The 24,225-nt window shown below is 59.5% G+C and carries 18 protein-coding genes; 8 read left to right on the top strand and 10 right to left on the bottom strand.

The features are described 5' to 3' along the window. Nucleotides 1–81 precede the first annotated feature (81 nt). The 3 genes from F6Y09_RS02820 to F6Y09_RS02810 all read left to right on the top strand — a co-directional run bounded on the left by F6Y09_RS02820 (nt 82) and on the right by F6Y09_RS02810 (nt 3,719). Nucleotides 82–1,002, top strand: coding sequence for a lysophospholipid acyltransferase family protein (locus F6Y09_RS02820; RefSeq protein WP_152205387.1), 921 nt, complete (start codon nt 82–84; stop codon nt 1,000–1,002). 521 nt (nt 1,003–1,523) lie between these two features. Beyond that, nucleotides 1,524–2,438 (top strand): HAD-IIA family hydrolase, encoded by a 915-nt coding sequence (locus F6Y09_RS02815; protein WP_152205386.1) that lies wholly within the window; start codon nt 1,524–1,526, stop codon nt 2,436–2,438. A gap of 297 nt (nt 2,439–2,735) precedes the next feature. Next, nucleotides 2,736–3,719, top strand: coding sequence for an acyl-ACP desaturase (locus F6Y09_RS02810; RefSeq protein ID WP_152205963.1), 984 nt, complete (start codon nt 2,736–2,738; stop codon nt 3,717–3,719). Nucleotides 3,720–3,748: 29 nt separating this feature from the next. Here F6Y09_RS02810 and F6Y09_RS02805 read toward each other — a convergent pair whose 3' ends face one another. The 5 genes from F6Y09_RS02805 to F6Y09_RS02785 all read right to left on the bottom strand — a co-directional run bounded on the left by F6Y09_RS02805 (nt 3,749) and on the right by F6Y09_RS02785 (nt 9,082). Further along, the gene (locus F6Y09_RS02805; RefSeq protein WP_152205385.1) at nt 3,749–4,483 is read right to left on the bottom strand and encodes a proteasome-type protease; all 735 of its coding nucleotides are present in this window, start codon (nt 4,481–4,483) and stop codon (nt 3,749–3,751) included. Between the two features lie 99 nt (nt 4,484–4,582). Then, nucleotides 4,583–5,368: a transglutaminase family protein gene (locus F6Y09_RS02800; RefSeq protein WP_152205384.1), complete on the bottom strand. Its 786-nt coding sequence runs from the start codon at nt 5,366–5,368 to the stop codon at nt 4,583–4,585. Beyond that, a complete protein-coding gene (locus F6Y09_RS02795; RefSeq protein ID WP_152205383.1) occupies nt 5,365–6,303 on the bottom strand; it encodes an alpha-E domain-containing protein in 939 nt (312 codons plus the stop codon). The genes F6Y09_RS02800 and F6Y09_RS02795 overlap by 4 nt, the downstream gene beginning before the upstream one ends. Beyond that, the gene (locus tag F6Y09_RS02790) at nt 6,297–7,703 is read right to left on the bottom strand and encodes a circularly permuted type 2 ATP-grasp protein (RefSeq protein WP_246180339.1); all 1,407 of its coding nucleotides are present in this window, start codon (nt 7,701–7,703) and stop codon (nt 6,297–6,299) included. The genes F6Y09_RS02795 and F6Y09_RS02790 overlap by 7 nt, the downstream gene beginning before the upstream one ends. Before the next feature lie 332 nt (nt 7,704–8,035). Beyond that, on the bottom strand, nt 8,036–9,082 hold the full coding sequence (locus tag F6Y09_RS02785) for an acyltransferase family protein (protein ID WP_152205381.1): 1,047 nt from the start codon (nt 9,080–9,082) through the stop codon (nt 8,036–8,038). Between the two features lie 248 nt (nt 9,083–9,330). On the opposite strand from F6Y09_RS02785, the gene F6Y09_RS02780 reads away from it, so the two are divergent. Then, nucleotides 9,331–10,431 carry a beta-N-acetylglucosaminidase domain-containing protein gene (locus tag F6Y09_RS02780; RefSeq protein WP_152205380.1) on the top strand — a complete coding sequence of 367 codons (1,101 nt, stop codon included), beginning with the start codon at nt 9,331–9,333 and terminating at the stop codon, nt 10,429–10,431. A gap of 69 nt (nt 10,432–10,500) precedes the next feature. Here the strand turns inward: F6Y09_RS02780 and F6Y09_RS02775 are convergent, their stop codons facing one another. From F6Y09_RS02775 to ptsP, 3 genes are read right to left on the bottom strand one after another with little or no spacing between them, the layout of a single operon-like run. Then, nucleotides 10,501–12,267 carry a PTS fructose-like transporter subunit IIB gene (locus F6Y09_RS02775; RefSeq protein ID WP_152205379.1) on the bottom strand — a complete coding sequence of 589 codons (1,767 nt, stop codon included), beginning with the start codon at nt 12,265–12,267 and terminating at the stop codon, nt 10,501–10,503. Continuing rightward, nucleotides 12,264–13,229, bottom strand: coding sequence for a 1-phosphofructokinase (gene pfkB / locus F6Y09_RS02770; RefSeq protein WP_152205378.1), 966 nt, complete (start codon nt 13,227–13,229; stop codon nt 12,264–12,266). Before pfkB ends, F6Y09_RS02775 begins: the two co-directional genes overlap by 4 nt. Continuing rightward, nucleotides 13,229–16,057, bottom strand: a complete 2,829-nt coding sequence (ptsP, locus tag F6Y09_RS02765) for a phosphoenolpyruvate--protein phosphotransferase (RefSeq protein ID WP_152205377.1) — start codon at nt 16,055–16,057, stop codon at nt 13,229–13,231. Before ptsP ends, pfkB begins: the two co-directional genes overlap by 1 nt. Before the next feature lie 159 nt (nt 16,058–16,216). Here ptsP and cra point away from each other — a divergent pair, with 159 nt between their 5' ends. Both cra and F6Y09_RS02755 read left to right on the top strand, forming a co-directional pair. After that, entirely contained in the window at nt 16,217–17,203 is a 987-nt protein-coding gene (gene cra, locus F6Y09_RS02760; RefSeq protein ID WP_152205376.1) for a catabolite repressor/activator, read from the top strand. 130 nt (nt 17,204–17,333) lie between these two features. After that, nucleotides 17,334–18,179, top strand: coding sequence for a DMT family transporter (locus tag F6Y09_RS02755; protein ID WP_179959322.1), 846 nt, complete (start codon nt 17,334–17,336; stop codon nt 18,177–18,179). Between the two features lie 3 nt (nt 18,180–18,182). Here the strand turns inward: F6Y09_RS02755 and F6Y09_RS02750 are convergent, their stop codons facing one another. After that, the gene (locus F6Y09_RS02750; protein WP_246180272.1) at nt 18,183–19,184 is read right to left on the bottom strand and encodes a ChaN family lipoprotein; all 1,002 of its coding nucleotides are present in this window, start codon (nt 19,182–19,184) and stop codon (nt 18,183–18,185) included. Between the two features lie 52 nt (nt 19,185–19,236). After that, nucleotides 19,237–20,340 (bottom strand): histone deacetylase family protein, encoded by a 1,104-nt coding sequence (locus tag F6Y09_RS02745; protein WP_152205375.1) that lies wholly within the window; start codon nt 20,338–20,340, stop codon nt 19,237–19,239. 119 nt (nt 20,341–20,459) lie between these two features. Between F6Y09_RS02745 and dauA the strand changes: the two genes are divergently transcribed. Together dauA and F6Y09_RS02735 are read left to right on the top strand one after the other, a co-directional pair. Further along, complete coding sequence (dauA, locus tag F6Y09_RS02740; RefSeq protein WP_152205374.1) at nt 20,460–22,184, top strand: C4-dicarboxylic acid transporter DauA; 1,725 nt, start codon at nt 20,460–20,462, stop codon at nt 22,182–22,184. A 58-nt stretch (nt 22,185–22,242) separates the two neighbouring features. Beyond that, the gene (locus F6Y09_RS02735) at nt 22,243–24,192 is read left to right on the top strand and encodes a CASTOR/POLLUX-related putative ion channel (protein WP_152205373.1); all 1,950 of its coding nucleotides are present in this window, start codon (nt 22,243–22,245) and stop codon (nt 24,190–24,192) included. Nucleotides 24,193–24,225: the final 33 nt, after the last annotated feature.

Below are 24,225 nucleotides of genomic sequence, written 5' to 3'. Positions count from 1 at the left end.
TGGTCCGGCGCCTGTGATCGAAGGCCGCTCTGTGCGATAATTCCAGGCTGAGTTTCCAAGTCTGCAAAAGCGATCTTTGCCATGAATCCGGATCATTACAAACGTACCCGCCCGTTGTGGCACCCGGCTTTAGTGCCCTCGTGGTTGTTGGGGGGCGTGTTGTATTTGTTGGCGCAACTTCCCATGGCCTCCAAGCAGCGCTGGGGTGCTGGCATTGGCCGTCTGCTGAACCGACGATTGAAATCCCGCGCCCGGGTGGCGCAGACCAATATCAAAGTCTGCATGCCCGAGCTGGATGCCCAGGCCCGCGACGAACTGGTGGAATCCTGCTTTATAGCCTGTGCCCGGGGTTTTTTGGAAAGTACCCATGCCTGGTGGCGGGATATGACGCCTTACCTGGACACCACTGAAATTTTCGGCCTGGAGCACCTTGAGGAAGCCAAAGCCCGAGGCAACGGTGTGTTGCTGATTGGCGGACATTACAGCATTCTGGATTTCGCCCTGCCGCTGATAGCCAGCAAGCTGGACAAACCCGGCTATATGTACCGTCCGAATAACAACCCGGTGATTGACCACATCATCGAGAAAGGCCGTCGACGCCATTTCAATATCCAGCCCTTTACCAAGCGGGAAATGCCCGCAATGATGACGTTTCTGAAGAATGGCGGGCAGGTCTGGTACGCCTGCGATCAGGATTTCGGCAAAAAGAACAAGATCTACACGCCGTTTTTCGGGGTCGAGGCTGGTTGCATTACCATGCCCAGCCATCTGGCCCGGGAGTCGGGCGCTTCAGTCATTTGTGTCAGCCATCTGAGAACGCCGCAGGGCCGCTATCAGGTGGTGTTTTCTCCAATCCAGGAAGGGTTCGGCGAGGACGATCAGCAAGACGCCGCAGTCTGGAACGGTTTTATCGAAACGACTATCCGTCAGTATCCGGATCAGTATCTGTGGTTGCACAAGCGCTTCAAGAGCCGTCCCGAGGGCGCGGAAAAAGTGTATTGAAGCGGATAGCAAGGGCACCCCAAGTTGGTATGCCCTGAACAAATTGAAAACCCTGACCTGCGCTGCCCTGATGGCTCCTTCGACCGGAACGGCACCGCTCCGACGGCGGAGTTCTTCAAGTCAGGAGGCGCAGTTTATTCCCATGACTTTTCAGGAGCACCGATAAGTCATTTGCAACATTGATGGGGCCAACGGCGTGGTTCACAACTGCCGGTCCAACTGGTAGGTATGATTGGCCCCTCTGGTGCAGAATGTTGCCGACCGGGGCCGCTGGTGCCCAGGTTATTGATTACGCCATCGTGCCGCAGGTCCTGCAACTTTAGTCGTCTTTGAATACACTGGCCTGGAACCAGGTAACCATGATACTTCTGGTTATTCTGGTGACGGTCGTCGTCTCCGAGTGGGTATCTGCCGAAGTACGGCAGGCTGTGCTCTGGTTCCGCCACACGAAATGTCTTCACCGCATCGTGACGGAGTCGCTCTTACGGTGCAGTTTATGCGGCCGCCAGCAGGAACCAGCCATGACACCTTCAACACTTTGGGCCTTTGACTCGTATCAGCGCATTCGCTCGCGACTACCTGCAGTCACTGTAGATTCTGTCGAGCCGCAGTCGGTAGCGTCCCTGGGGGTAATCGCAGATCGTTTTGATGGTTTTATCTTTGATGCGTTTGGCGTGCTTAATGTGGGTAACACGGCGTTGCCCACGGCACGGGCCCGGTTCCACGATTTGCAGGCAATGGGAAAGCGCTGTCTGGTGCTGTCGAATGCTGCCACGGCACCGCAACGGCAATTGGTTCAGAAGTACCGCAACCTTGGCTTTCCGATTACGTCGGACCAGTTGATTTCCAGTCGCATGCTGGTAAGTGCTGCGTTGGGTTCAGAGACCGACCAGACCTGGGCTGTGATGGCGCCATCCTGGGCACGCTCCGACCAGTTGCCCTGTCGCAGTTTTTTGATCGCCAATCAGGATATTCAAGCCAACCGCGATCGGCTCGACAACGCCGATGCGGTTCTCATGCTCAGCACCCAGGGCTGGACTGACCGATTGCAGCAAGGTCTGTCCGATAGCCTTCGCCGCCGCCTGCGACCGGTCTGGGTTGCGAACCCTGACCTGGTGGCGCCCCGTGAAGATGGTCTGTCCCTGGAGCCGGGGCACTATGCCCATCAACTGGCGGACACCATCGGCCTTGATGCGGTGTTTTTCGGCAAACCCTTCAGCAATGCCTTTGATGCGGCGAAAACCAAGCTGTCCCATATACCGGCTTCCAGGCTACTGATGGTGGGAGACACCCTGCACACCGACATTCTGGGGGGCCGCTGTGCCGGCCTGAGCACGATGTTGGTGACGGCTCATGGGGCTCTCAAGGGGCTGAACATAGGCACCTGCATGGCAGAGTCGGGCATCTTCCCGGATTTCATTGCCCCGGAAATCTGACCCTCCCCGGGTCTGGATCGCTGGTGACCCCTGCAGTGGCATACTCATACTTGTCAGCAACTTACACGGAATCAAGCCAACCAGACTGCACGCCAGTACCGACAACAGGGTCCTTAAGCAGGTGCTGTAGCCATTAAAGTCAGGTTTCTCCCAGCACAATGCCACCTTTGTGTAACTTGCCTCTTGCAGAATAGGGGTGCTAATTTGAAGATTAACACTGGTAGGTCTATTTTTAGGGTTGGGCTGAATTCCCCCGGTCAGGTGCTTGCCATCATTTCGCCACAGGAGGCGCATGTCATTAATACTACAACGGCTCAGAAAACTTCACTTCCCTCAAAGACTGAGGTTCTGGCCTCACTGGAGCCCCTGGTCGAGAGGAACATGGCCCGGCATATCGAAGAGCGTAAGCTCTGGATGCCGAGCGACTTCATGCCTGCCAGTGAGCAGATGACCGCTGAAGAAGAACGGGATCTGCGGGAACTGCCGGACCGTGTCCGGGGCATACCGGATGCTGTTCGGGTGTCACTGGCACTGAACCTGCTCACCGAGGAAGGGCTACCACACTTCCACCGTCTCATTGCGGTTTACATGGGCAGCGGGAACGCCTGGTCGCGCTGGAATTTCCTGTGGACCGCCGAAGAGGATCGCCACGGTTGTGTGCTTCACGACTATGTCCGTGATACCCGTCTGTTTGATATGAAAGCCTTCGAGCGTCTGCAGTACCAGTATCTGGAAGCGGGCTTTGATCCGGACTGGCATAACGACCCCTATCAGTTGCTGGCTTACACCAGTCTGCAGGAGCGAGCGACCCAATCCGCCCATGCCAATACCGGTAAGCTGGCGGCCAAATACGAGCCGATGATCCAGCGTATTCTGGGCCACATTGCAGCTGATGAATCCCGGCATTTCAAGTTCTATCGGGATGCGTTTATCGGTCTGCTGGAAGTGGATCCGACCCGTGCCATGGAGTCCGCGCTCAAGGTCATGCCGCGCCTGGCGATGCCGGGACATACCATCGGTGGTTATATCGAGATGGCTGAAGTGGTGCGTCGCGCAGGTATCTATGGCCCGAGAGATTATCGTCGGGTGGTGGCAGAATGCCTGGAATCCTGGGGTATTGCGGATCTGCGGCCTGAAGATGCCGCCGGGCGCGAGGCACAGGACAAATTGATGGCAGTACCAGCCCGGCTGGACAAGCTGTCGGACATCCTCGAGCGCCGGACCAAAAGCAAGGGCTTTTCTTTCGACTTTATCTATCAGCGGGGCATCAATTTCGAGTAAAAACTCTGATCAGGATCCGTTGTTTATGATCAGTGTGCCCCGATATCAGGAAGCGGCATGCTTGCTACCAGATCCCGGATGCCCTTGTTCCATTGGCGTCTGAGTTCTGTGTAGTAGCTGTCATCGGCTTCCAGCCGAACTTTGTACGCCGGCTCGAAGCCGTCGTTGCGGTATAGCATCACGTCCATGGGCATACCCACCGACAAATTGCTCTTCATGGTGGAATCGAAGGAAATCAGGGCGCATTGGTAGGCCCGGTCGAGAGTCGTCTCGAAACTCAACACCCGGTCAAGCACCGGCTTGCCGTATTTTGATTCGCCAATCTGGAAATAGGGTGTTTCCGGGGTAGCCTCGATAAAGTTGCCTTCCTGATAGATGTGATACAACTTCGGTACTTCGCCACGGACCTGGCCGCCCAGAATCATTGAACAGGTAAAGTCCACCTGGCTGGCTTCGCCCGCCGTGCTGTTATCCCGCCGGACTACTTCGCGCATGGTTTCACCCAGTAATTCAGCCGCCTCGAACAGGGATACGACGCTCATCAGATTGGGTTGATCCGAGTGAATGCGTTTCTCCAGCAGGCTGATAACACTTTGGCTGGTGGCAAGATTGCCCGCAGTCATAATGGTAAGCAAGCGCTCACCGGGCTGTTGGAAAGTATGCATCTTGCGGAATGTGGATATCTGGTCAAAACCCGCATTGGTTCGGGTGTCAGACGCAAACACCAGACCGTCAGCCAGGCGCATGGCAACACAGTAGGTCATTCAGGCCTCCTTCAGGCACAACTCAAGCGGTCATACTAGCCGGTATTATGCCTGAAGGATCGTGATTTATTGTGTCCGGTTCTGGCGTTTGATATCCGTTTATTGGGCTTCCGTCATTCTGGATACCCTGGCGACGGTGCTCAGTACTTCAACTCCACCCCCCTGACGAACACCCCGGACGGGCGCGGCATCCAGATAATCCAGCCCGACCGCGAGCTTGATATGGCTTTCCGCCACGTTCAGATTATTGACCACATCAAAGGTGTGCCAGTTGCGCCCGAGAAACGCTTCAGCCCAGGCGTGGGTAGCTATGTGGTGGTCGTCATGGGAGTGTACATAACCGCTGACATATCGAACCGGCACGCCAATATAGCGGCAACAGGCGATAAACACATGGGTATGATCCTGGCATACACCGGCGTGCATCTTGAATGCCTCCGACGCGGTATGGTTCACAGTGGTGACGCCCGGGGTGAAGGCAATGCGGTCACGAATCAGCGCCATCATTCGTAACAGACCGCGCTTGTTGGGGGAGAACTGGCTGGCAAAGGCCTTCAGCTCAGCGTCGGGCTCGGTCAAGCGGGTAAATCGCAGCAAAACCTGGGTCGGGAACACCGAATCATTGAGGGCCAGGGGTTTGCCGGTCAGCTCCACTGTGCCTTCGGCGGTCAGGGTGATTTCCGAGAACTCGTCGTCCAGTGTCATTACCGTGACCTGATTGCCGAACCCGTCGATCATCTGGCTGGTATCGCCGGGGGTGTGGAGGTGCCATTCCACCACCCTTTGCTGGGTGGTATTGCGTGGCCGCAACCGGATGTACTGGATGCTTCCGCTTATCGGGGATTCATAACGGTAGGTGGTGTCATGCTTGATACGCAGTCTCATATTTGCCACCCCATGTAGTCTTTTTGAATCTGATCAGCAATGCGTTGGATGCGGGTCAGAAAATCCGCCAGATATTCATGCAGCCCGTGTTCTTCGATGTAATGGCGGTCGCCGTAACGCAGGTTCGCGAACAGGCTGGTGGCCAGACGTTTGGCCCGGCGCCCGCGCTGGCCTTCGATCTGTTCTAACAGGCTGGCAATTTCCTGCAGGCAGCCGTGTAAAGATCGGGGCAGATCCGCGTTAAGAATCAGCAGCTCTGCGACATTCATTGGTTCGATATTGTGGCCGTAGGTGGTCTGGTAAGCCTCAAAGGCGGCCAGGGAATGGAGCAGGGCTGTCCATTCGAAGAACGGGCGGGAGGCGCGCTCGTCCCCTGGCTGGAGCGCCAGCTGTTGCCGGATATCCAGCACACGGGCGGTAGTATCGGCCCTTTCTATGAAGGTGCCCAGACGCAGGAAGTGAAAGGTGTCGTTGCGCAGCATGGTGCCGTAAGCGGCGCCCCGAAAGACGTGTGAGCGCTCCCGGGTCCAGTCAAAAACCTGGCTGGCGGAGGACTCCGTTACACCTTTGAGCCGAAGCTCCTTGAATTCGAGCCACGACAGGTTGATGCCCTCCCAGACGTCTGACGACAGGTTGCCGCGCACGTGCAACGCATTGTCCCGGGCATTACGGAACAGGTTGTAGACACTACCCTGGAAACGGTCGTCAATCAGCAGGAAGGTGATCAGATTCAGGGGCGTGATCTCACCGTAGAGCTCCATGAAAATGTCCAGGGAACCATTGACCAGGAGTGGCACCGAGAGCTGTTCTTCCCGGTCCTCAGGCACATCAATCAGGGCCATGGTGAGGCTGACGTCCAGCAGACGGGCCTGGTTTTCGGCCCGTTCAAGATAGCGGGCCATCCAGAACAGGCTTGAAGCGGCGCGACTCAGCATGGCTCACCCTCCAGCACCCAGGTATCTTTGGTGCCACCACCCTGGGAGGAGTTGACAACCAGAGACCCTTCCTTAAGGGCGACGCGGGTCAGGCCGCCGGGCACCATCTGGATTTTTTTGCCGGACAGCACAAAAGGCCGCAGGTCCAGATGCCGGGGTGCAATACCCTGTTCCACAAATGTGGGACAGGACGACAGGCACAGCGTGGGCTGGGCAATGTAATTGTCGGGCCGGGCCGTGATGGCATTCTTGAACCACTCCCGCTCTTTTTTGGTGGAAGCGGGTCCGATGAGCATGCCGTAACCGCCGGCACCCTGGGTCTCCTTGACCACCAGTTTGTGAAGATTCTCCAGCACGTATTTCATGTCTTCCTTGCGACGACATTGCCAGGTCGGCACGTTCTTCAGGATGGGCTCTTCGCCCAGATAGAACCGGATCATTTCCGGAACATAGGGGTAAATCGATTTATCATCCCCGACGCCGGTGCCCATGGCGTTGGCAATCACCACGTTGCCGGTCCGGTAGGCGGCGTAAAGACCGGGCACCCCGATCATGGAATCCGGGTTGCCAATCAATGGATCGAGGAAGTCGTCGTCGATGCGACGGTAAATAACATCGACCTGGCGTGGTCCGGACGTGGTTTTCATGAAGACCTGGTTGTTCCGGACATAGAGATCCGGGCCTTCGACCAGCTCGATCCCCATCTGTTGGGCCAGGAAGGCATGCTCGAAATAGGCACTGTTGAAGCGGCCCGGGGAGAGCAACACCACGGTGGGGTCAGGGTTCAGGGAGGACGCCCGCAGGGTTTCGCCGAGCAGGGCCGGGTAGTGGTCAATTGGTGCCACCGGGCAGTCCGCAAACAGTTCCGGAAACAACCGCATCATCATCTTGCGGTTTTCCAGCATGTAGGAAACACCACTGGGGCAGCGCAGGTTGTCCTCCAGCACGTAGTAATCCCCGTCGCTATGGCGAATCAGGTCAATGCCGGCAATATGCACATAGATGTTGCGGGGCAGTTTCAGGCTCTGCATGCCGGGCTGATACTGGTTATTGGCGAACACCTGCTCGGCGGGAATGATGCCGGCCTTGATGATGTCGTAATCGTGATAGATGTCGTAAAGAAACCGGTTGAGCGCCTGCACGCGCTGGCGCAGGCCGGCCTGCAAGCGCTGCCATTCGGGCGCCGAGATAATCCGGGGGATAAGGTCGAACGGGATCAGGCGGTCGGTGCCCTGGTCTTCTCCATAAACGTTGAAGGTAATCCCGAGACGATGGAACAACACATCGGCTTCCCGGCGCTTTTCTGCAATCAGATGCTCGTCGGCCTGAAGAAGCCACTGCCTGAGCACTTCGCAATGGGGCCGGACCAGGTGGTTCTCATCAAAAATTTCATCGTACATACCGGCTGAAGGTCTTTTGATCTGCATAAACGGAGCTCTTTGAACGAGTGAGCAGACAACCGCGCCACAGCTGAGGCTTGGTTAGTGGTAACTCAACAACACCTCTGATCGTGCTCTTTGGTAATGCAATGAATGCGCCACTGCGGTGAGTCGGGCCCGGGAGCCCTCGCAGCGTAGTGATTCGCGCCCTGAAAAAGCACACCAACTGATTTCCTGCGCTCTTGTAGTGCGCGGGATCCGGTGCTCACGCTCTGCCCCCTGGAGCTCGGTGTAATGCTAGATGGCGTCAGGGAATTGACCATTGAATGTGTGAAAAAGCGCTGGCGGGATGTTTATGGAAGCGACTGCAGAGGCTCGGGAGCGCTGACCGACTCGGATTTTTGCCGGTGGTTCCGAAACCAGCGCAAGGCAGGTTTTTCAATGACATAATGAATACTGGCGGCCAGTATCAGTGCGATGGCAAGGGCGAGGCAAACGCCGGCCCAGCCCGGCAGGTCAGCATCATAACTCCAGCGAATCACTCCGTACCCAACGTTCTGATGTATCAGGTACAGGGCATAGGACAGGCTGCCCAGCCACAGCAACGGACGGGTGGCCAGCCAGTTAAGATTTCCGGTAACCGCCAGTATGAATACGCCGTAGCAGCCCAGTACGAAGTAGCTGAAAGGCGCGTTATACGCGACCAGGCAGTGACCGATGGCGAACAATAGCATGAGCCGATCCTGCCACAAGGGACGGCCGTGACGGTGCCAGCGATAAATAAGCATGCCGCTGATAAACAGCGGGGCATAGCGGGTGAAGAGCAGATCCTTGACGATGAAATCAAGGGCATCCGGTATTGATGTCCAGTAAATAACCGCCAGATAGCTGGCCACCAGCCAGGCCCAGAAAATGCTCTGCAACGCCCGCCCGTTGCCGAGACCATAAAAAAGCAGCACCATCCAGATATAAAAAGTGGCTTCGATTACCAGACTCCAGTAGGCCCCATCCACGTGGGGGACATCAAAATACTCATGCAGCAGTGTGATGTTGACGAGGGCTTCGGAGAACGACACCGCCCGATCCGCGGGGCCCATCAGATGCACCGACACAAAGGTTACCGCGATGCCGGCCCACAGCGCCGGCAGCAACCGGAATGCTCTCGCTAGCCCGAACCAGCCCGCAGACTGGGTGCGCTCCAGTGTCATGAAGATCACAAAGCCGCTGAGCATGAAAAACAGGTGAACACCGTAGCGGCCATACTCCAGTACCGACCAGGGCGTAAACCCGTGGCCATAGAGCTTGTCGTAGTAGGGCACGTAGTGAAAAAGCACCACGATCAGCGCTGCGAGACCACGCAGGGCGTCGAGGGACTTTAAGCGGGAGTTGGCATCAGTCATGGGGTTGGTCGCTGTGGGTGAGGAACCAGTCTAGTCGGGTTCGGCGCTCAGGCCCATGGGGGTTGCCTACCATTCGATGAAAGCTGTCTTACGATGTGGTAACCCGCCGATGGCCCGCTCTCCGGTTCAGGCCTGTGCGCTACTGTGCAAATGGCTGCTTTCTGATAGTTTGGCGTATCGTGGCTGGATGACCGGGTGGGTCCGGTGACGGTTAATTTCAGTCGGGGTGGCGGAGCAAGAGCGATACTATGAACAGCGATACTGTGACTAAAGAGAACCACAACAGCGTTGAGTTGGGCATTATTGAAGGTTTTTTTGGCCAGCCCTGGGGCTGGCCAGAGCGCGAGCGCATCTGCGAAACGCTGGCGCCCCATGGCTATGGTTTTTACCTCTACGCGCCCAAGGCTGATCCGTTTCTCCGGCGCCGCTGGACCGAGCCGCATCCGCCAGAGATGCGCCATGCTCTGGTCAGCTTCGGCCAGTTCTGCCGCGCGCGGGGTATGCGTTTTGGTATTGGCCTGAGCCCCTTTGAAGCCTATCGGAGCTTTGATCAGGGCGTCCGTGACGCGCTGTCAGAGAAGCTCGAGGCGTTTGATGAACTGGGCGTCGATGACCTGGCGCTGCTGTTTGATGACATGCGCGGAGACCTCCCCGAACTGGCCGATCGGCAGGCGGAGATTATTCATTGGGTCCAGGCCAGAACCAGTGCCAGCCGGCTGATGACCTGCCCAACCTACTACTCGGACGATCAGGTACTGGACCGTGTTTTCGGGCAACGCCCCGAGGGTTACCTTGAACGCCTTGGTGAGCTGCTTGACCCGGCGGTGGACGTGTTCTGGACTGGCGAAGAAGTCTGCGCCCGGGAGCTGTCTTCGGGGCATCTGGCGCGCGTGTCACGGCAACTTCGTCGCAAACCGCTGTTGTGGGACAACTACCCGGTTAATGACGGCCCCCGGATGTCACAGTTCCTGCATTTGCGTGGCTTTACCGGTCGGCCCGCGGAAAACGCCAACTGGATTTCCGGCCACGGTATTAACCCGGCCCTGCAGTCCACGCTGAGTTGTATTCCCGCTCTCACGTTGGCGCAGAGCTATCGCCTGGGTACCGATTACCAGTACGGAGAGGCCTTCCGTCAAGCGGCGCGGGCGGTACTCGGGGCGGAACTTGCAGAGACAGTTATCGCCGACCTGATGACATTTCAGGATGGCGGGCTTGACCGTTTGGCAGAGGACCGCCAGCAGCAACTGCTTGCCCGCTATGAACGGTTCAATCATCCCGGCGCCCAGGAGATTGTCCGCTGGCTGAAAGGTGGTTTCAGCATTACCGGGGAAGAGGTTCAAACCCAGTAGGACCGGCGGCCGGACGGTGGCGCCCACGGGGCGCCTCGCCGGAACCCGACCGCTTGTGGCCCCCATAAATCAGGTCGCCGGTGCCACCTCGGTCCGGCCGGTTTTCAATACGGCGTAGCCGCCCCCAATGACCAGTGACCCGATAGTAATGGCCAGCAAATAGGGCAGCACGGCGCTGACCGCATTGGGAATCAGCAGCACGAACAGCCCGCCGTGGGGGGCCAGCAGGGCGACGCTGAAATACATCGACAGCGCGCCGGTAATAGCGCCGCCGACCATGCAGATGGGAATGACCCGTAGGGGGTCTTTGGCCATAAACGGAATAGCACCCTCGGATATAAAACACAGACCCAGCACAAACGAGGCCCGGCCCGCCTGGCGTTCGCCTTCGGCAAACTTGGCTTTGGCAATAAAGCTCGCGACCCCCATGCCAATGGCAGGCACCATGCCGGCTGCCATGATCGCGGCCATGGGGGCCGAGCCACCGCTGCTCTCGGACAGCAATCCAACCCCGAACGTATAGGCGGCCTTGTTCACAGGCCCGCCCAGGTCAAAGCACATCATCGCGCCGAGCACGGTACCCAGCAGCACGGCATTGGCTGTGCCCAGACTCTCCAGAAAGTTGGTGAGGGTTGCCATGATAGTGGCCATGGGTTCACCGATGACATAGATCATGGCGAGCCCGGTAACCAGGCTCGCCAGCAACGGAATGATCAGAATGGGCTTGAGCGACTCGATGCTGGCGGGTAACGGCAGCTTCTGACTGATAAAACGGGCAACGTAACCGGCCAGAAAGCCAGCGACAATGCCGCCGAGAAAGCCTGCGCCCAGGGTGGCCGCCAGATAACCGCCAATCATACCCGGCGCCAGGCCTGGCCGATCCGCGATTGAATAGGCAATGTAACCCGCCAGGAGCGGAATCATCAGTTGGAAGGCGGTGCCACCGCCAATCTGCATCAGCGCCGCCGCCAGGGTGCCTTCCTGTTCAAAGGCATCGATGCCAAAGACGAACGACAGTGCAATCAACAAGCCCCCGGCCACCACCATCGGCAACATGAAAGACACGCCGGTCAGTAGGTGTTTGTAGGGGCCGCGGTTCTCCCCTTGAGCCTGTGACGACGAGGAGGCCTTGGCGGCGCCCGCCCCCGACTCGACTTTTCCGTGCGCAAGGGCGTCGGTGATGGTTTGGTCGGGTCTTTTCAGGGCGGCCCCGGTGGAGGTGCGCCAGATGCGTTTACCGGCGAACCGGGTGGGGTCAACCTCAATATCGCAGGCCAGGATAACCACTTCGGCGTCGGCAATTTCGGCGTCGGTCAGCGCATCCTGGGCACCCACGGAACCCTGGGTTTCCACCCGCAGAGCATGACCGGTAGCACTGGCGGCGTTGCTCAGTGCTTCGGCCGCCATAAAGGTATGGGCGACGCCGGTCGGGCAGGCGGTAACAGCCACCAAGTGCCTGGGTGTGTCGATGGCTGGGGTTTCCGGGGTCTCAGTGGTTGCCTGCAATGGGGTGTCCGCGCCTGGCTGGTATAGCGTGGCCTCGCGTTCGGCGGCATCCAGCGTGGCTGAAGGATCCGGCAAAGCACCCGCCGCGGTGATGCGATAAAGACGTTTGCCAGCGAAGCGCGACAGGTCCACCGGGGTGCTGATGGCAGCAATGACCAGATCGGCCGCCGCGATGGTCTCATCGGACAGCGGTTCAACGTCCGTGCCCTGACAGTGCATTTCTGTGGTGACCGTCCAGTGACGAGCGTGGGCGGCGCGCTCAAGCGCCCGTGCGGCCAGGAACGTCGTGGCAATGCCCTGGGGGCAGGCAGTGATGATGATGAGGTTCATAGTGGCATCTCCCCGTTGACGTCAGCCCCCGGCCAGGGGGTGATCCGGGTTTGTTGTTGGAGTTGGTGGAAATCGGCAGCGTCGGGATCACCCACGCCGATGTGGCGAACGGATTCCGCCGCCAGCGCCGTTGCCTGCCGCAGGGTATCTTGCGGGGATTGCCCGGACAGCTGGCCGTGAAGTAAGCCTGCCAGCAGAGTGTCGCCGGCACATACGGTGCTGATCACGTCTACCTTTGGACTGGAAGCCAGCCAGCCGGCACCGGATTCAAGCCAGAGCACGCCGTTGGCCCCCATGGAGACCGCCACGTTGTTTATGCCGGACTGTTGTAACTGCCTGGCGGCATTGCCAAGGCTGGCGAGGTTGGCCAAAGGTTCACCCGCCCACTCGGCCAGTTCATCCCGGTTGGGTTTCACGCCGAAGGGCATGGCCTTTATACCCGCGCTAAAGGCGGTGCCGCTGGTATCGAGCCAGACCGGCTTGCCCGCGGCTTTGAGGAAGTTGATCAGGTCACAGAGGCCAGCGGCGGGCATTCCTGATGGCATGCTCCCGGCGATCACCAGGGCATCCTGGCCGCCAAGCAGGCCCTCCAGCTGACTTTTCAATCGGTGAAGGACGTCTGAGGTCACGGTGAACCCGGGTCCATTGAGCTCCGTAACTCGTCCATCCGGTTCTGCGATTTTGGTGTTGATACGGTTATCGCCAGGCACGCGTACGAAGTGATCCGCCAGTTTCTCCGCTGCAAACAGACGCTCGAACGGTTCCGGGTTCAGGTCGCCGAGCAGGCCTGACACGCAGACGGTGTGTCCGAGCCGGGCCAATACCCGGGCCACGTTGATGCCCTTGCCGGCGGGCTCAAGTTGGGTGGCCCGCACCCGGTTGACGGTGCCAAGAGTCAGGACCGGAGACTCCACCGTCAGGTCGAGAGCCGGGTTCAGGGTGATGGTCAGTATCCGGGCCATCAGAGTGCCTCCAGCGCGTCACGCACTTCCGCGGCGGTAGCCTTGCTGAGAGCGATCCCGGCCTGACGCCGGGCGTCCTCCCGGGTAAGCGCCCGGATACACGCTTTGACCAGCGGCACCCGACGGCTGGTCACGGACAATTCGTCCACGTCCAGACCCAGCAACACCGGAATGGCCTGGGGGTCGGAGCCCAGTTCGCCACACACGCCAACCCAGCGTTGATGGGCGTGGGCGGCCTCTACCGTCATTTTGATCAGTCTCAGAACCGCCGGATGAAGCCCGTCGGATTCTGCCGAGAGCTGGCCGTGGCCGCGATCAATCGCCAGGGTGTATTGGGTCAGGTCGTTGGTGCCGATGGAGAAGAAATCCACTTCCGGCGCCAGGGTACTTGCCAGCAGGGCGCTGGAGGGAATTTCAATCATCACGCCGATCTGCACGTCGCTGGCCCGGACTTCGGCCCGCACCCGGTCCACGATGGCTTTTGCTGCCCTCAATTCGGCCAGATCCTTGACCATGGGAAACATGATGCGCAGAGGACGATCGCCCGCCGCGGTTAAAAGCGCTCGGATCTGGGTTTCCAGAATCTCCGGTCGGGTCAGTGACAGGCGGATGCCGCGCAGACCCAGGAAGGGGTTGTCTTCTGCTGGCAACGGCCAGTAATCAAGGGGCTTGTCGCCGCCGACATCGAGCGTGCGTGCGACCAGAGGCAGGCCGTTAAGGGCATCAAACGCGACACGGTATTCTTTTACCTGGGTCGCCAGGTCTGGCGCCTGGGAATGGGCCATGAAAATGAATTCGGTCCGCAACAGGCCGATACCGTCGGCACCGCGCTCGACTGCGTCCGGGGTGTGGGCGGTATTGCCGAGGTTGGCGCATACTTCAATGGTGTGACCGTCCCGCGTGGTTGCCGGTTGGTGGCGGTTTTCGTGGGCGGCGGCCTGGAGTGCCGCCAGTCTGGTCAGGCGGCTGTCCACCCGTTGGCGTCGCTCGGCACCCGGTTCCGGCACAATACAGCCACGCTCCCCGTCGACCACCAGATCGATACCATCTTGCAGCTGTAATACCCTGTCGCCTGCGCCGACCACCGCAGGCAATCCAAGTGCCCGTGCCAGAATTGCGCTGTGGGAAGTGGCGCCGCCCCTTGCAGTGACCAGGCCACGGACACGCTGGGTATCCAGTTGTGCGACATCGGAGGGTCCGAGATCTTCCGACACCAGAATATAGGGGGTGTCCGGCGGTGTTGGCATCTCGATACCACAGAGGTTGGCCAATACCCGCCGACCTACATCCCGCAGGTCGGCGGCACGTTCGGCCAGCAACCGGTCCGCCAGTGCTTCCTGGGCGCGGGCAGCGGTATCAATGGCCAGCCACCAGCCAGCCTCGGCGGATGCGCCCTCGTCCATAGCCTCATGGGCAGCGCGTTGCAGATCCTCGTCCCGGAGCATTTCGGCGTGTACCGAAAGAATCGGACCGGCCTCACCGCCCTCCGCTTTTCGAATCAGCGTTTGCAACTGGCGGTCGGAGGCTTCAATGGCAGTGGCCAGGCGCTCGTTTTCCCGGTCAGGGACGTCGGAGGTCTTGGCGTAGGTCAGCTCTGGTATCCGGAGCACAAATACCGGTGCCAGGGCGAGCCCGGGGGAGGCTGCAACCGCTTTGACTGCCTGGTCCGGGACCAGGGGCTCCGGCGAAGGTTTTGGCTCACGGGTTTCATTGTCGCTTTCGCGCAGGGGCGTAACGGCCTCACCCAGACCGCTTTCAATGGCTTTACAAAGCGCGTGAACAGACGCTTGCGCACCGTCACCAGTCGCCGAGATGACCAGCGTTTGGCCCCGGCGAGCGCCAAGCCCGAGAATACGGGTGAGGCTGGTGGCAGACACCGCCTGTTCGGTACTGTCCGCCAGCCGGATCTTCAGGGTTGCAGACTGCTGACGGGCTACCTGAGTCAGCTGTTTCGCCGGGCGGGCATGAAGACCATGGGCGTTCAGGATACGAACCCGGGCCGCGGGAACATTGGCGTTTTCCCCTGCCAGTTGCGCCAGCACGGCGTCGGTCGACAAGCCCGCCAGACTGCTGCTGCCCGCCAGCAGGTTATCGATACGTTCCAGCAGATCCCGGCACCCGTCGTCGTGCCCTGCCAGGCAGAAGACGCCCCTTAGCAGGGGCGTTTCCTGGGCCGGTGTGGCCAGGGCCAGGGCCGGTTGCTTCAGCTTTTGTCCATGGTGGGCGAGCCAGAAGCCCTGGCCGATGGCGACCGGCTGCTGGCTCGCAATAGCCGTCACAAACGTTGTCTCAACACAACCAAGCGCGCGCAGGCGCCCGGCGGCACTCAGCGCCAGCTCGGCCGGGTCGTTCGCCGCCAGCCCGAGGCACAGGGTGTGGGCATCACAGCGTCCGGCGACGGGTGCCCGTGATAACGCCGAGAGCAGGGTGTCTTCGTCTCGGGCTGTGGCAAGGGTTTCGGTCAGGCCGGGCTGGTTCAGGATCCGGGTAAGTTGCCGGAGGATGTCGAGGTGCTCGTCAGACTGGGCGGCAATGGCGACCAGAACCCGGACATCGGCACCATCGTGCCACTGCACACCTGCGGGAAACTGCAACACGCAGACGCCGGTGCTGCGAACGGCATCGCGACTCTCCGGTGTGCCATGGGGGATGGCAATGCCGTTGCCCAGCACAGTGGAAGACTGCGCCTCGCGATCCAGCATGCCATTGTGGTAGTCCGGAGTTGTGCGCCCGGCGGCTTCAAGCTCCCGGCTGGCAAGGGCAATCGCCTGTTGCCAGTCAGCAGCCTGGCAATTCAGGCGGATATCGTCACGGGTCAGTGTCAGCATGTCAGCTATCTCCGGTGGTGAAGCAGAGTTGTTTTTGTACCGGTTTTACTACTTGCTGAATCGTGTCAGCAATGCTTAAATTGGATCATGGAACAGAATTGATCAGAAATCAAGCACCGGATTTGGCATAATTCGCCGTTTGCTGAAGGAGTCAGGTTGATGACGTTAGCTGAACTCGCCCGCCTTGCCGGAGTGTCCCGCACCACCGCCAGCTATGTGCTGAACGGGCAGGCGAGGGCGCGTCGAATCAAGCCTGACACCATTGCACATGTACATGCGGTGGCCCGGGCACACGACTTCCACATTGATGCCCATGCCGCTGCTTTACGGGGCGGAGCCAGCCGGACCATCGGGTTTATTCTGCCGGATCTCGAAAATGCCAGTTATGCGCGGTTGGCGAAACTGCTCGAGCGGGGGTCGCGGTTGCAGGGGTATCAGCTATTGATAGCAGGCTCCGACGATGACCCCGATACCGAACAATCTCTTGCCCGGGCGCTGAAAGCCAGACGATGTGATGTGCTTATTGTGGCCAGTTGCTTGCCGCCAGACAGCGGGTTCTATCGCACACTGATGGCCGAGGGTCTGCCGGTGATTGCTGTCGACCGATCCCAGAACCCGTCTCATATCGCTTGCGTGGTGAGCGATAACCGCCGGGATGCGGAGGCTCTCACCCGCTCTGTACTGACCGACGGTCTGGCACAGGTGGTATGGATGGACGCAGTATCCTCCCTCGCCTTGACCCAGGACCGCCGTGAAGGCTTTCGGTCAGCCATGACCGGCAGGCCCGGCCAGGCCACTGAACTTTCCGGTGAGCGTTATGATCGGGAAACCGGTGCCCGCCTGATGTCGGCGCTGCTGCAATCCGGCGGGTTGCCGGATGCCCTGATCACGGCCTCCTATACCCTGCTTCAGGGCGTTCTCGATGTGCTGCTTGAACGCCCGGAAGGCCTCCCCAAAAACCTCCGAATGGCGACCTTTGGTGACGACCGCTTGCTGGATTTCCTGCCGCTGTCGGTAAATTCACTGCCTCAACAGCACGAAGTGATAGCGCAAGTTACGCTGGCGAAAGCCCTGGCGGCGGTAAACGGCGATTACCAGCCGGGCCTGGAGGTTATTCAGCGCAGGCTGAAGCAGCGGGCCAGCTGATCAATGTGCGACTAAAGAAAGCCTTATTGAAACCGTCGAAGAGCGCCGGGAACTGGATTGGCGGCTACACTGGTGTGTCAGAGCACCGCTGAACAATGAAAGCTCAACAATAACAACAGGAGTGCGGCCAGTGTCCCCGATCCGAACCATCGCGCTGACATCTGTAGCGATGATCGCCTTTGCAGGCAACTCACTGTTGTGTCGGGTGGCGCTCCGGGAAACGGATATTGACGCTGCCAGCTTTACCAGCATCCGCCTGGTATCCGGGGCCTTGACGCTGTGGTTACTGGTGCAGCTGCGTAACGGTAAGGCTCTGGGGCGGGGGAGCTGGTGGTCGGCGCTGGCGCTGTTCACCTACGCCGCGGCATTTTCCTACGCCTATCTCGGACTGTCCGCCGCCATGGGCGCGCTGCTGTTGTTCGGAGCGGTCCAGGCCACGATGATCAGTTACGGACTGATCAGGGGTGAGCGAATGCGACTGCTGCAGTGGCTGGGGTTTGTGCTGGCGTTCGCTGGCCTGGTCGGGTTGCTGCTGCCCGGCCTGACAGCACCGCCGTTGCTCAATTCAGGCTTGATGCTCAGCGCGGGTATGGCCTGGGGGATCTATTCCCTACGGGGCAAGGGTGCCGGTGACCCAACCCGGGTGACGGCGGGAAATTTTGTCCGGGCAGTGCCCTTTGCTCTGGTGTTGAGTGTGCTGATGGCGGCCAACGTCAGTGTGGATGTGCCGGGCGCCGGGTACGCTATCGCATCCGGTGCCATTGCGTCCGGCATGGGGTACGCGGTCTGGTATATGGCGTTACCCCTGCTCAAGGCCACGTCCGCCGCCACTATTCAGTTGAGCGTTCCGGTACTGGCAGCGGTGGGCGGTGTGGTGCTGTTGAGCGAGCCGTTAAGCTGGCGTCTGGTGATTGCTGCGGTTGCAATCCTCGGCGGGATCGCGCTGGTGATTTATGAGAGGCAGCGCACGGTCTGATCGTCAACTTTCGGAACCGCAGGACTGCGCTCGCGCATTATTGAACTGTTTGCTGAGACTTTCGAGCTGACGGCCGGTGTCGCGATATTCGGCGGGTAACGGCAGTACCAGGTAAACTATATCCCCCAGTGTCAGCTCGCGTTCGGACAGTGGTGTGGTGGCATCGTCTCTCAACACCGGGCTGATGACTCGCACCTCAAGGTCTGGCGCCCTTGCCCGTAAAGCTGCGACGGTGCCCAGCGATTGTTCGCTGTGAAAGGTGCCGTTGATGTGCAGGACCTGATGACCGGGGTGACGGTTCAGAGCATCCAGAATACTGACGGCCATGGTGTTGTCCCGCAGCAGCTGGGCCTGGTACTGGTTTTCCATCCGGTCACTGTGGTCAGCGCCGTGGGCCATGGCCTGGAGAAATTTCGCCCGGTACGCGGATACTTCCTGAAAAGGCTGATCCGGTAACAGTGACCGGGAGACGGGGTCCAGATTGTCGAGATAGCTGGCCCCGGTGCGCCCGACACACCGCGCGATTTCAGCCGGTGCGTTCGCGGCCACTACTGGCAACGCCCGGGATTTGGCGTATTCCACCAGGGGACGGTAGGAGGCCCGATAATTCGGCCAGGCATCGGCGTCTTCAATCAGCTCCGTCTCGCCGAGCTCCCCGGACAGGTAACGGTTCAACGTTGCCTGGTGGTCCACCGAAAACTGTTCCATGGACAATACTTGCCTGGGCTGTTGGCGGTGGAGCGCCACTTGCAGTTGCGATTGCAGCAGGTGGGCACCCTGATGGCCATGGTATTCGCCGAAGAACACGACGTCGGCGTTCTCGAGGCTGTTCACAAGTTCGGTCAGCGACATGGCTTTGGTGGTGGCCGCATCCACCACATGGCTGTCATACAGGGTAGCGAGCATAACCTGAGACTGCTCTGAAGGCAGATTGTCGGCAGTCATGGCGCAGCCCGTGAGCATTCCCAGCCCAGCCAGTGACAGAAATTTCAGGGGGTGGATCATGTTGTTCCATACGCTGGCCGGGCACGGACAGCTCATTCAGAACGGATTGTGATTAATCGTCCGGGGTAATAAAGGCATCGCGGTGAAACTCCGCTGCCTCTTCAACCTCACGGAGGCCATAGCTGCAAGGTTCGGGCGGCTCCGCCCCTGCCAGCACTTCGAGTACCGACCTGACCCCATGGGCCAGAGATTCCAGGTTGTAACCACCCTCCAGAACAAAAGCCAGGCGGCCCTGACAGTGTTGTTTGGCCAAGCGTTGGAGAATGCTTGTCAGGATCGCAAAACCTTCGTAGGACACGTTCATGGCCAGGTCATTCCAATGGGGGTCAAAGCCTGCCGATACCAGAATAAGATCCGGTTGGAACCATTCCGCCGCTGGCGTCAGAATATCTTCGAAAGCCTTGATATAGGCCTGATCACCAGAGCCGCCCGGTATTGGCACGTTCACCGTGGTGCCTTCACCAAGCCCGGCGCCGACCTCGTCCATCTTGCCGGAACCCGGGTAAAATGGTGACCCTCGGTGGATGTCGAAAAACAGCACGTCGGGATCAGCCCAGAAAATGTCCTGGGTACCGTTGCCGTGGTGCGCATCCCAGTCAACGATCATCACCCGCTCGCAGCCCAGTTCGGCCTGGGCATGGGCGGCTGCAACCGCAACGTTGTTGATCAGGCAAAACCCGCGGGCACGCACGGGTTCAGCGTGATGTCCTGGGGGTCTGACCAGGGCAAAGGCACTTTCTGTCCGCCCGCTGACCACGGCCTCGACGGCCGCGATCGCTGTGCCAGCGGCCACCTCAGCCGCCTCAACACTGCCGGGCGATACCGCGGTAGTGTCTACATCCAGCCAGGCATTTTTGCCTCTCAGTTTATAAATGTCTTCCAGATAGGAATTGGTATGGACACGGGCGAGCTGTTCGCGAGTTGCTGCCGCACCGGCTTCAAAAACCAGACCCTCGATCGGGTGACTGTCCAGTAGATCCTTTATGGCCGTGAGTCTTCCCGGGTGCTCTGGATATTTCCAGGGCGCACCCAGACCTGAAAGCAGTTTGCGCACCCGCTTGTCCATGCGTCCAGGCAGGAAAGGGACGTCAACGTCTGGCTCATGGGTAAGAGCCCGTTCATCGTAAAAGGCGATGACTTTGTGCTTATCCGTCATGGAAACGCTTCCTCCTCGTACTGGTATCTTCAGCATAGACCAAAGAGCGCGGTCAGTGGATCGCTTAATGGTAATGTTTGCCTTACTATTTGGACACTTAGTCGTCAGGTCAGAGTGCTATGGCTCATCGAGCTTATTTATTTTCCCTCCGGATCGCCCACGCTTTTCGTGAGGCTTGTGTTGACGAGAGCTACACTGGTCGCCGGTTTGTCAGGGATGTGCTCGCGGGCATCACGGTCGGGATTATCGCGATTCCCCTGGCGATGGCTCTGGCCATAGCGAGCGGAGTTGCTCCGCAATACGGCCTTTATACGGCAATTATCGGTGGTTTTGTGATCGCCCTGACGGGCGGGAGCCGGTTCAGCATATCCGGTCCCACGGCGGCCTTCGTGGTCATCCTTTACCCGGTTGCTCAAAAATACGGCCTCGGCGGGCTGTTGCTGGCCACTCTCATGTCCGGGGGCCTGCTGATCGTCATGGCCATCATGCGGCTTGGTCGCTTCATTGAGTATATTCCGGAGTCGGTCACTCTGGGTTTTACCGGGGGCATTGCTGTGGTTATTGCCACCCTGCAGATAAAGGATTTTTTTGGCCTGCCGGTGGCGCAAATGCCGGAGCAATACTGGGACAAGCTTGCGGCTCTGGCGCAGACGTTGCCGGAGCTGGACGGGATGACCACACTGGTTGCCGCCGCCACGCTGGCAGTGATGTTACTATGGCCGCGACTGAAAACGCCAATTCCGCCGCACTTGCCAGCAGTGGTCCTCGGAAGCTTGCTGGCGCTTGTGCTTAACATGAACGGTGCCGCTGTCGAAACCATAGGCTCCCGTTTCAGTTATCTGCTGCCGGATGGCTCCGTTGGCAGTGGCATCCCGCCTTTTTTGCCGGGACTGGCCTGGCCCTGGGATCGACCCGATGCTTCCGGCGCGCCCCTGGGGCTGAGTTGGAACATGGTGACCGAGCTGCTGCCTGCGGCTTTCGCGATTGCCATGCTTGGTGCCATCGAATCCCTGTTGTGCGCAGTGGTACTCGACGGCATGACCGGTAAGCGTCACAGCGCCAACAGTGAGCTTCTGGGGCAGGGCATCGGGAATATCCTGGCGCCCTTTTTCGGGGGCATCACTGCAACGGCAGCACTGGCACGCTCTGCGGCAAATTATCGGGCGGGGGCCGAGTCGCCGGTGGCAGGCATGGTGCACGCGTTGGTGGTGCTGACCGGGCTGGTGTCTCTGGCGTCCATTCTGGCCTATCTACCCATGTCGGCCATGGCGGCTCTGCTGGTGATGGTGGCCTGGCACATGAGCGAAGCTCCGAAGGCGGTGCATTTGCTGAAAACAGCCCCGCGCAGTGATGTGTTGGTGTTCCTCACCTGCTTCTCGCTGACGGTGTTACTGGACATGGTGATCGCCATCACCACCGGTATCCTGCTCGCTGCGGTCTTGTTTATGCGGGAAATGGCCCAGATGACGAAGGTGACCGACATTACCGGCAGCAAACGGCTGGCCGGGGTTGGTCTGCCGTCAGGTTGGCAGGTGTTCAAGATCAACGGGCCGCTGTTTTTCGCTGCGGCTGACCGCATTTTCGGTGAGCTGGCGTCACAGACTGCCAGTGCCAGGGGCCTGATCCTGTATATGGACGGGGTTACGGTGCTGGATGCCGGTGGCCTGGCCGCATTGAACAAGCTGGTCGAGACCTGCAAGCGTGATGGCACCCAGATCGTGATTGCGGATCTCCAGTTTCAACCCCTCAGAACCCTGGCCCGGGCCGGGGTAGAGCCGGTGGAGGGCGTGAGCCGCTTCTATGGCTCGCTGGACGAAGCCATACATTCAGTTGCCTCCGTTTAATCGGTTCAGCAATCTCACACTCATTCTGCGTGCCAGGATAACAAGGAACAGAACATCTATGTTGCCGTTTCGATTTGTAGATCGTGTGAAATTTCTTCTGGAACGACAGCTTGTCAAAGGCGCCGGTTTTCAGTTGCTGGTGGTCGGGGTATTCATATTCCTGATTTCACTGATCGGTGGTTTGCTGGTGATGCCATTGGGAGAACCGTTTGGCAACATGGGTGAGGCTGTCTGGTGGGCCTTTTTGAGGCTGACGGACCCGGGTTATCTCGGGGATGATGTTGGCGAATGGCAACGGCTGGTGTCCACGCTTCTCACGATCAGCGGTTATGTGGTTTTCATGGGTACGCTGGTGGCGATCCTGACGCGCTGGTTGATCGCGAAGATGGCCGATCTCGAGCGTGGGCTGACCCCGGTCACGTTGCGCAACCATATCGTGGTGCTGGGCTGGACCAGCCAGACCCTGCCTTTGCTGAGCGAATTGCTGGGGGCTTCCGGCCGTATGCGGCGGTTTCTCGAAAAGCATGAAACCAGGAGGCTGAGTCTGGTGGTGTTGTCCCAGGACGCCTCTGCCGGTCAAGCCCACGAGCTGCGCATTGAACCCGGCATTGGTAACAAGGCGCGCCAGATCATTCTGCGTTCCGGATTGGCCATCCAGCCCGATGCCCTGCAGAGAGTGGCTTGTCTGGAAGCCGCTGCCGTCATTGTCCCCAGCGCGGCCCACCAGGCCGGCAGTCTGGTGACTTCCGACGTCGAGACCGTCAAGGCACTGCTGTCCATCGCCGCTCAGGCCCGTCATCGAAAGACAGCGTTGCCCTATGTCGTTGCTGAAATTCAGGATATCCGCAAGCTTCCCGTTATTGAGCGGGCCTACCCGGGCGCTGTGGAGGTGGTCGCCGGTGATGCCACCATCAGCCGCCTGATGGTGCAGAACATCCTTCATCCCGGGCTCTCGGAAATCTATAACGAGTTGCTCACAGCAGGCTATGGCAACGAAATTTATGTGCGCGGCGGTGAAACCCTGGCCGGAATGACGCTGGCGGAGGTGGCGGCACAACGACCGAAGGTTATTGTTCTGGGGTTACTGAAAGCCAGGGACACCGGCTGGGATATCAGATTGCCGGCGCCCTCGGCCTCGGTGATTGAAAGCTCGGACAGGGTGATCATACTGGCCCGGGAGTACTCGGAAACCGAACCGGATGGGAAAGCTCCCGGGTTGTCTGAAATCAGCCGGGGCGAACCCGTAAGCCGGCCGCCAGCTCAGGGTGAGCAGGTTCATCGGGTGTTGGTACTGGGCTGGAATCGCCGTGTGCCCAGCCTGATTGGCGAGTTCGCCAGCTATCACCAAAAGCAGTTCGAGGTAGAAGTGGTGTCCGTGGTGCCGGCCAAAGAGCGGCAGCAGGAGATTGACCGCTATCTGGGTGACCAGCAGCGGGTGGTCTGTCGTCATGTGGAAGCCGATTACATGGTGGAGGGCGAACTGCGCCGTGTCGGCCCGCTCAACTACGACTCGATTGTGTTGTTGAGCAGTGACCGGCTGGCTTCCGGCGAGGAAGCGGATGCCCGGGCGATGGTCGGTTACCTGCAACTGGAGGATATTCTCAGCGAAGGCAGCCGCCGGCCCCAGCTCATAATGGAGTTGAGCGACCCCGACAATCGTGACCTGTTGACTGGCTCCCAAAGCGAGATGATGATCGGGCCGATGATTATCAGTCATGTGCTGGCACAGGTCGCCCTGCGACGTGAGTTGAGGGTGGTTCTGGATGAGCTGTTCACGGCGGGCGGTGCCGAGATCCAGTTCAGGTCGCCGGACAACTACTCCCTGCCTGCCAGCGTCAGCTTCCAGTTACTGGAAAAAGCGCTCGCTGCGGAGGGTGAAATCGCACTTGGGGTGTATCGCCATCAGCCCGACGCCTCCGGTCGTCACCTGCAACTGAATCCACCACGGCAAACCTGGCTCGACCTGTTACCCGGAGACCGGCTGGTAAGTCTGTGCTGGTCGGGCTGAGGATTTGACCCGGGTTGGCGGAACTCGCCTTCG

The organism is Marinobacter changyiensis, assembly GCF_009193265.1.
Taxonomy (GTDB): Bacteria; Pseudomonadota; Gammaproteobacteria; order Pseudomonadales; family Oleiphilaceae; genus Marinobacter; species Marinobacter changyiensis.
The sequence above is the reverse complement of the archived record's forward strand: the minus strand, read 5'-3'. Positions and strand labels throughout refer to the sequence as shown.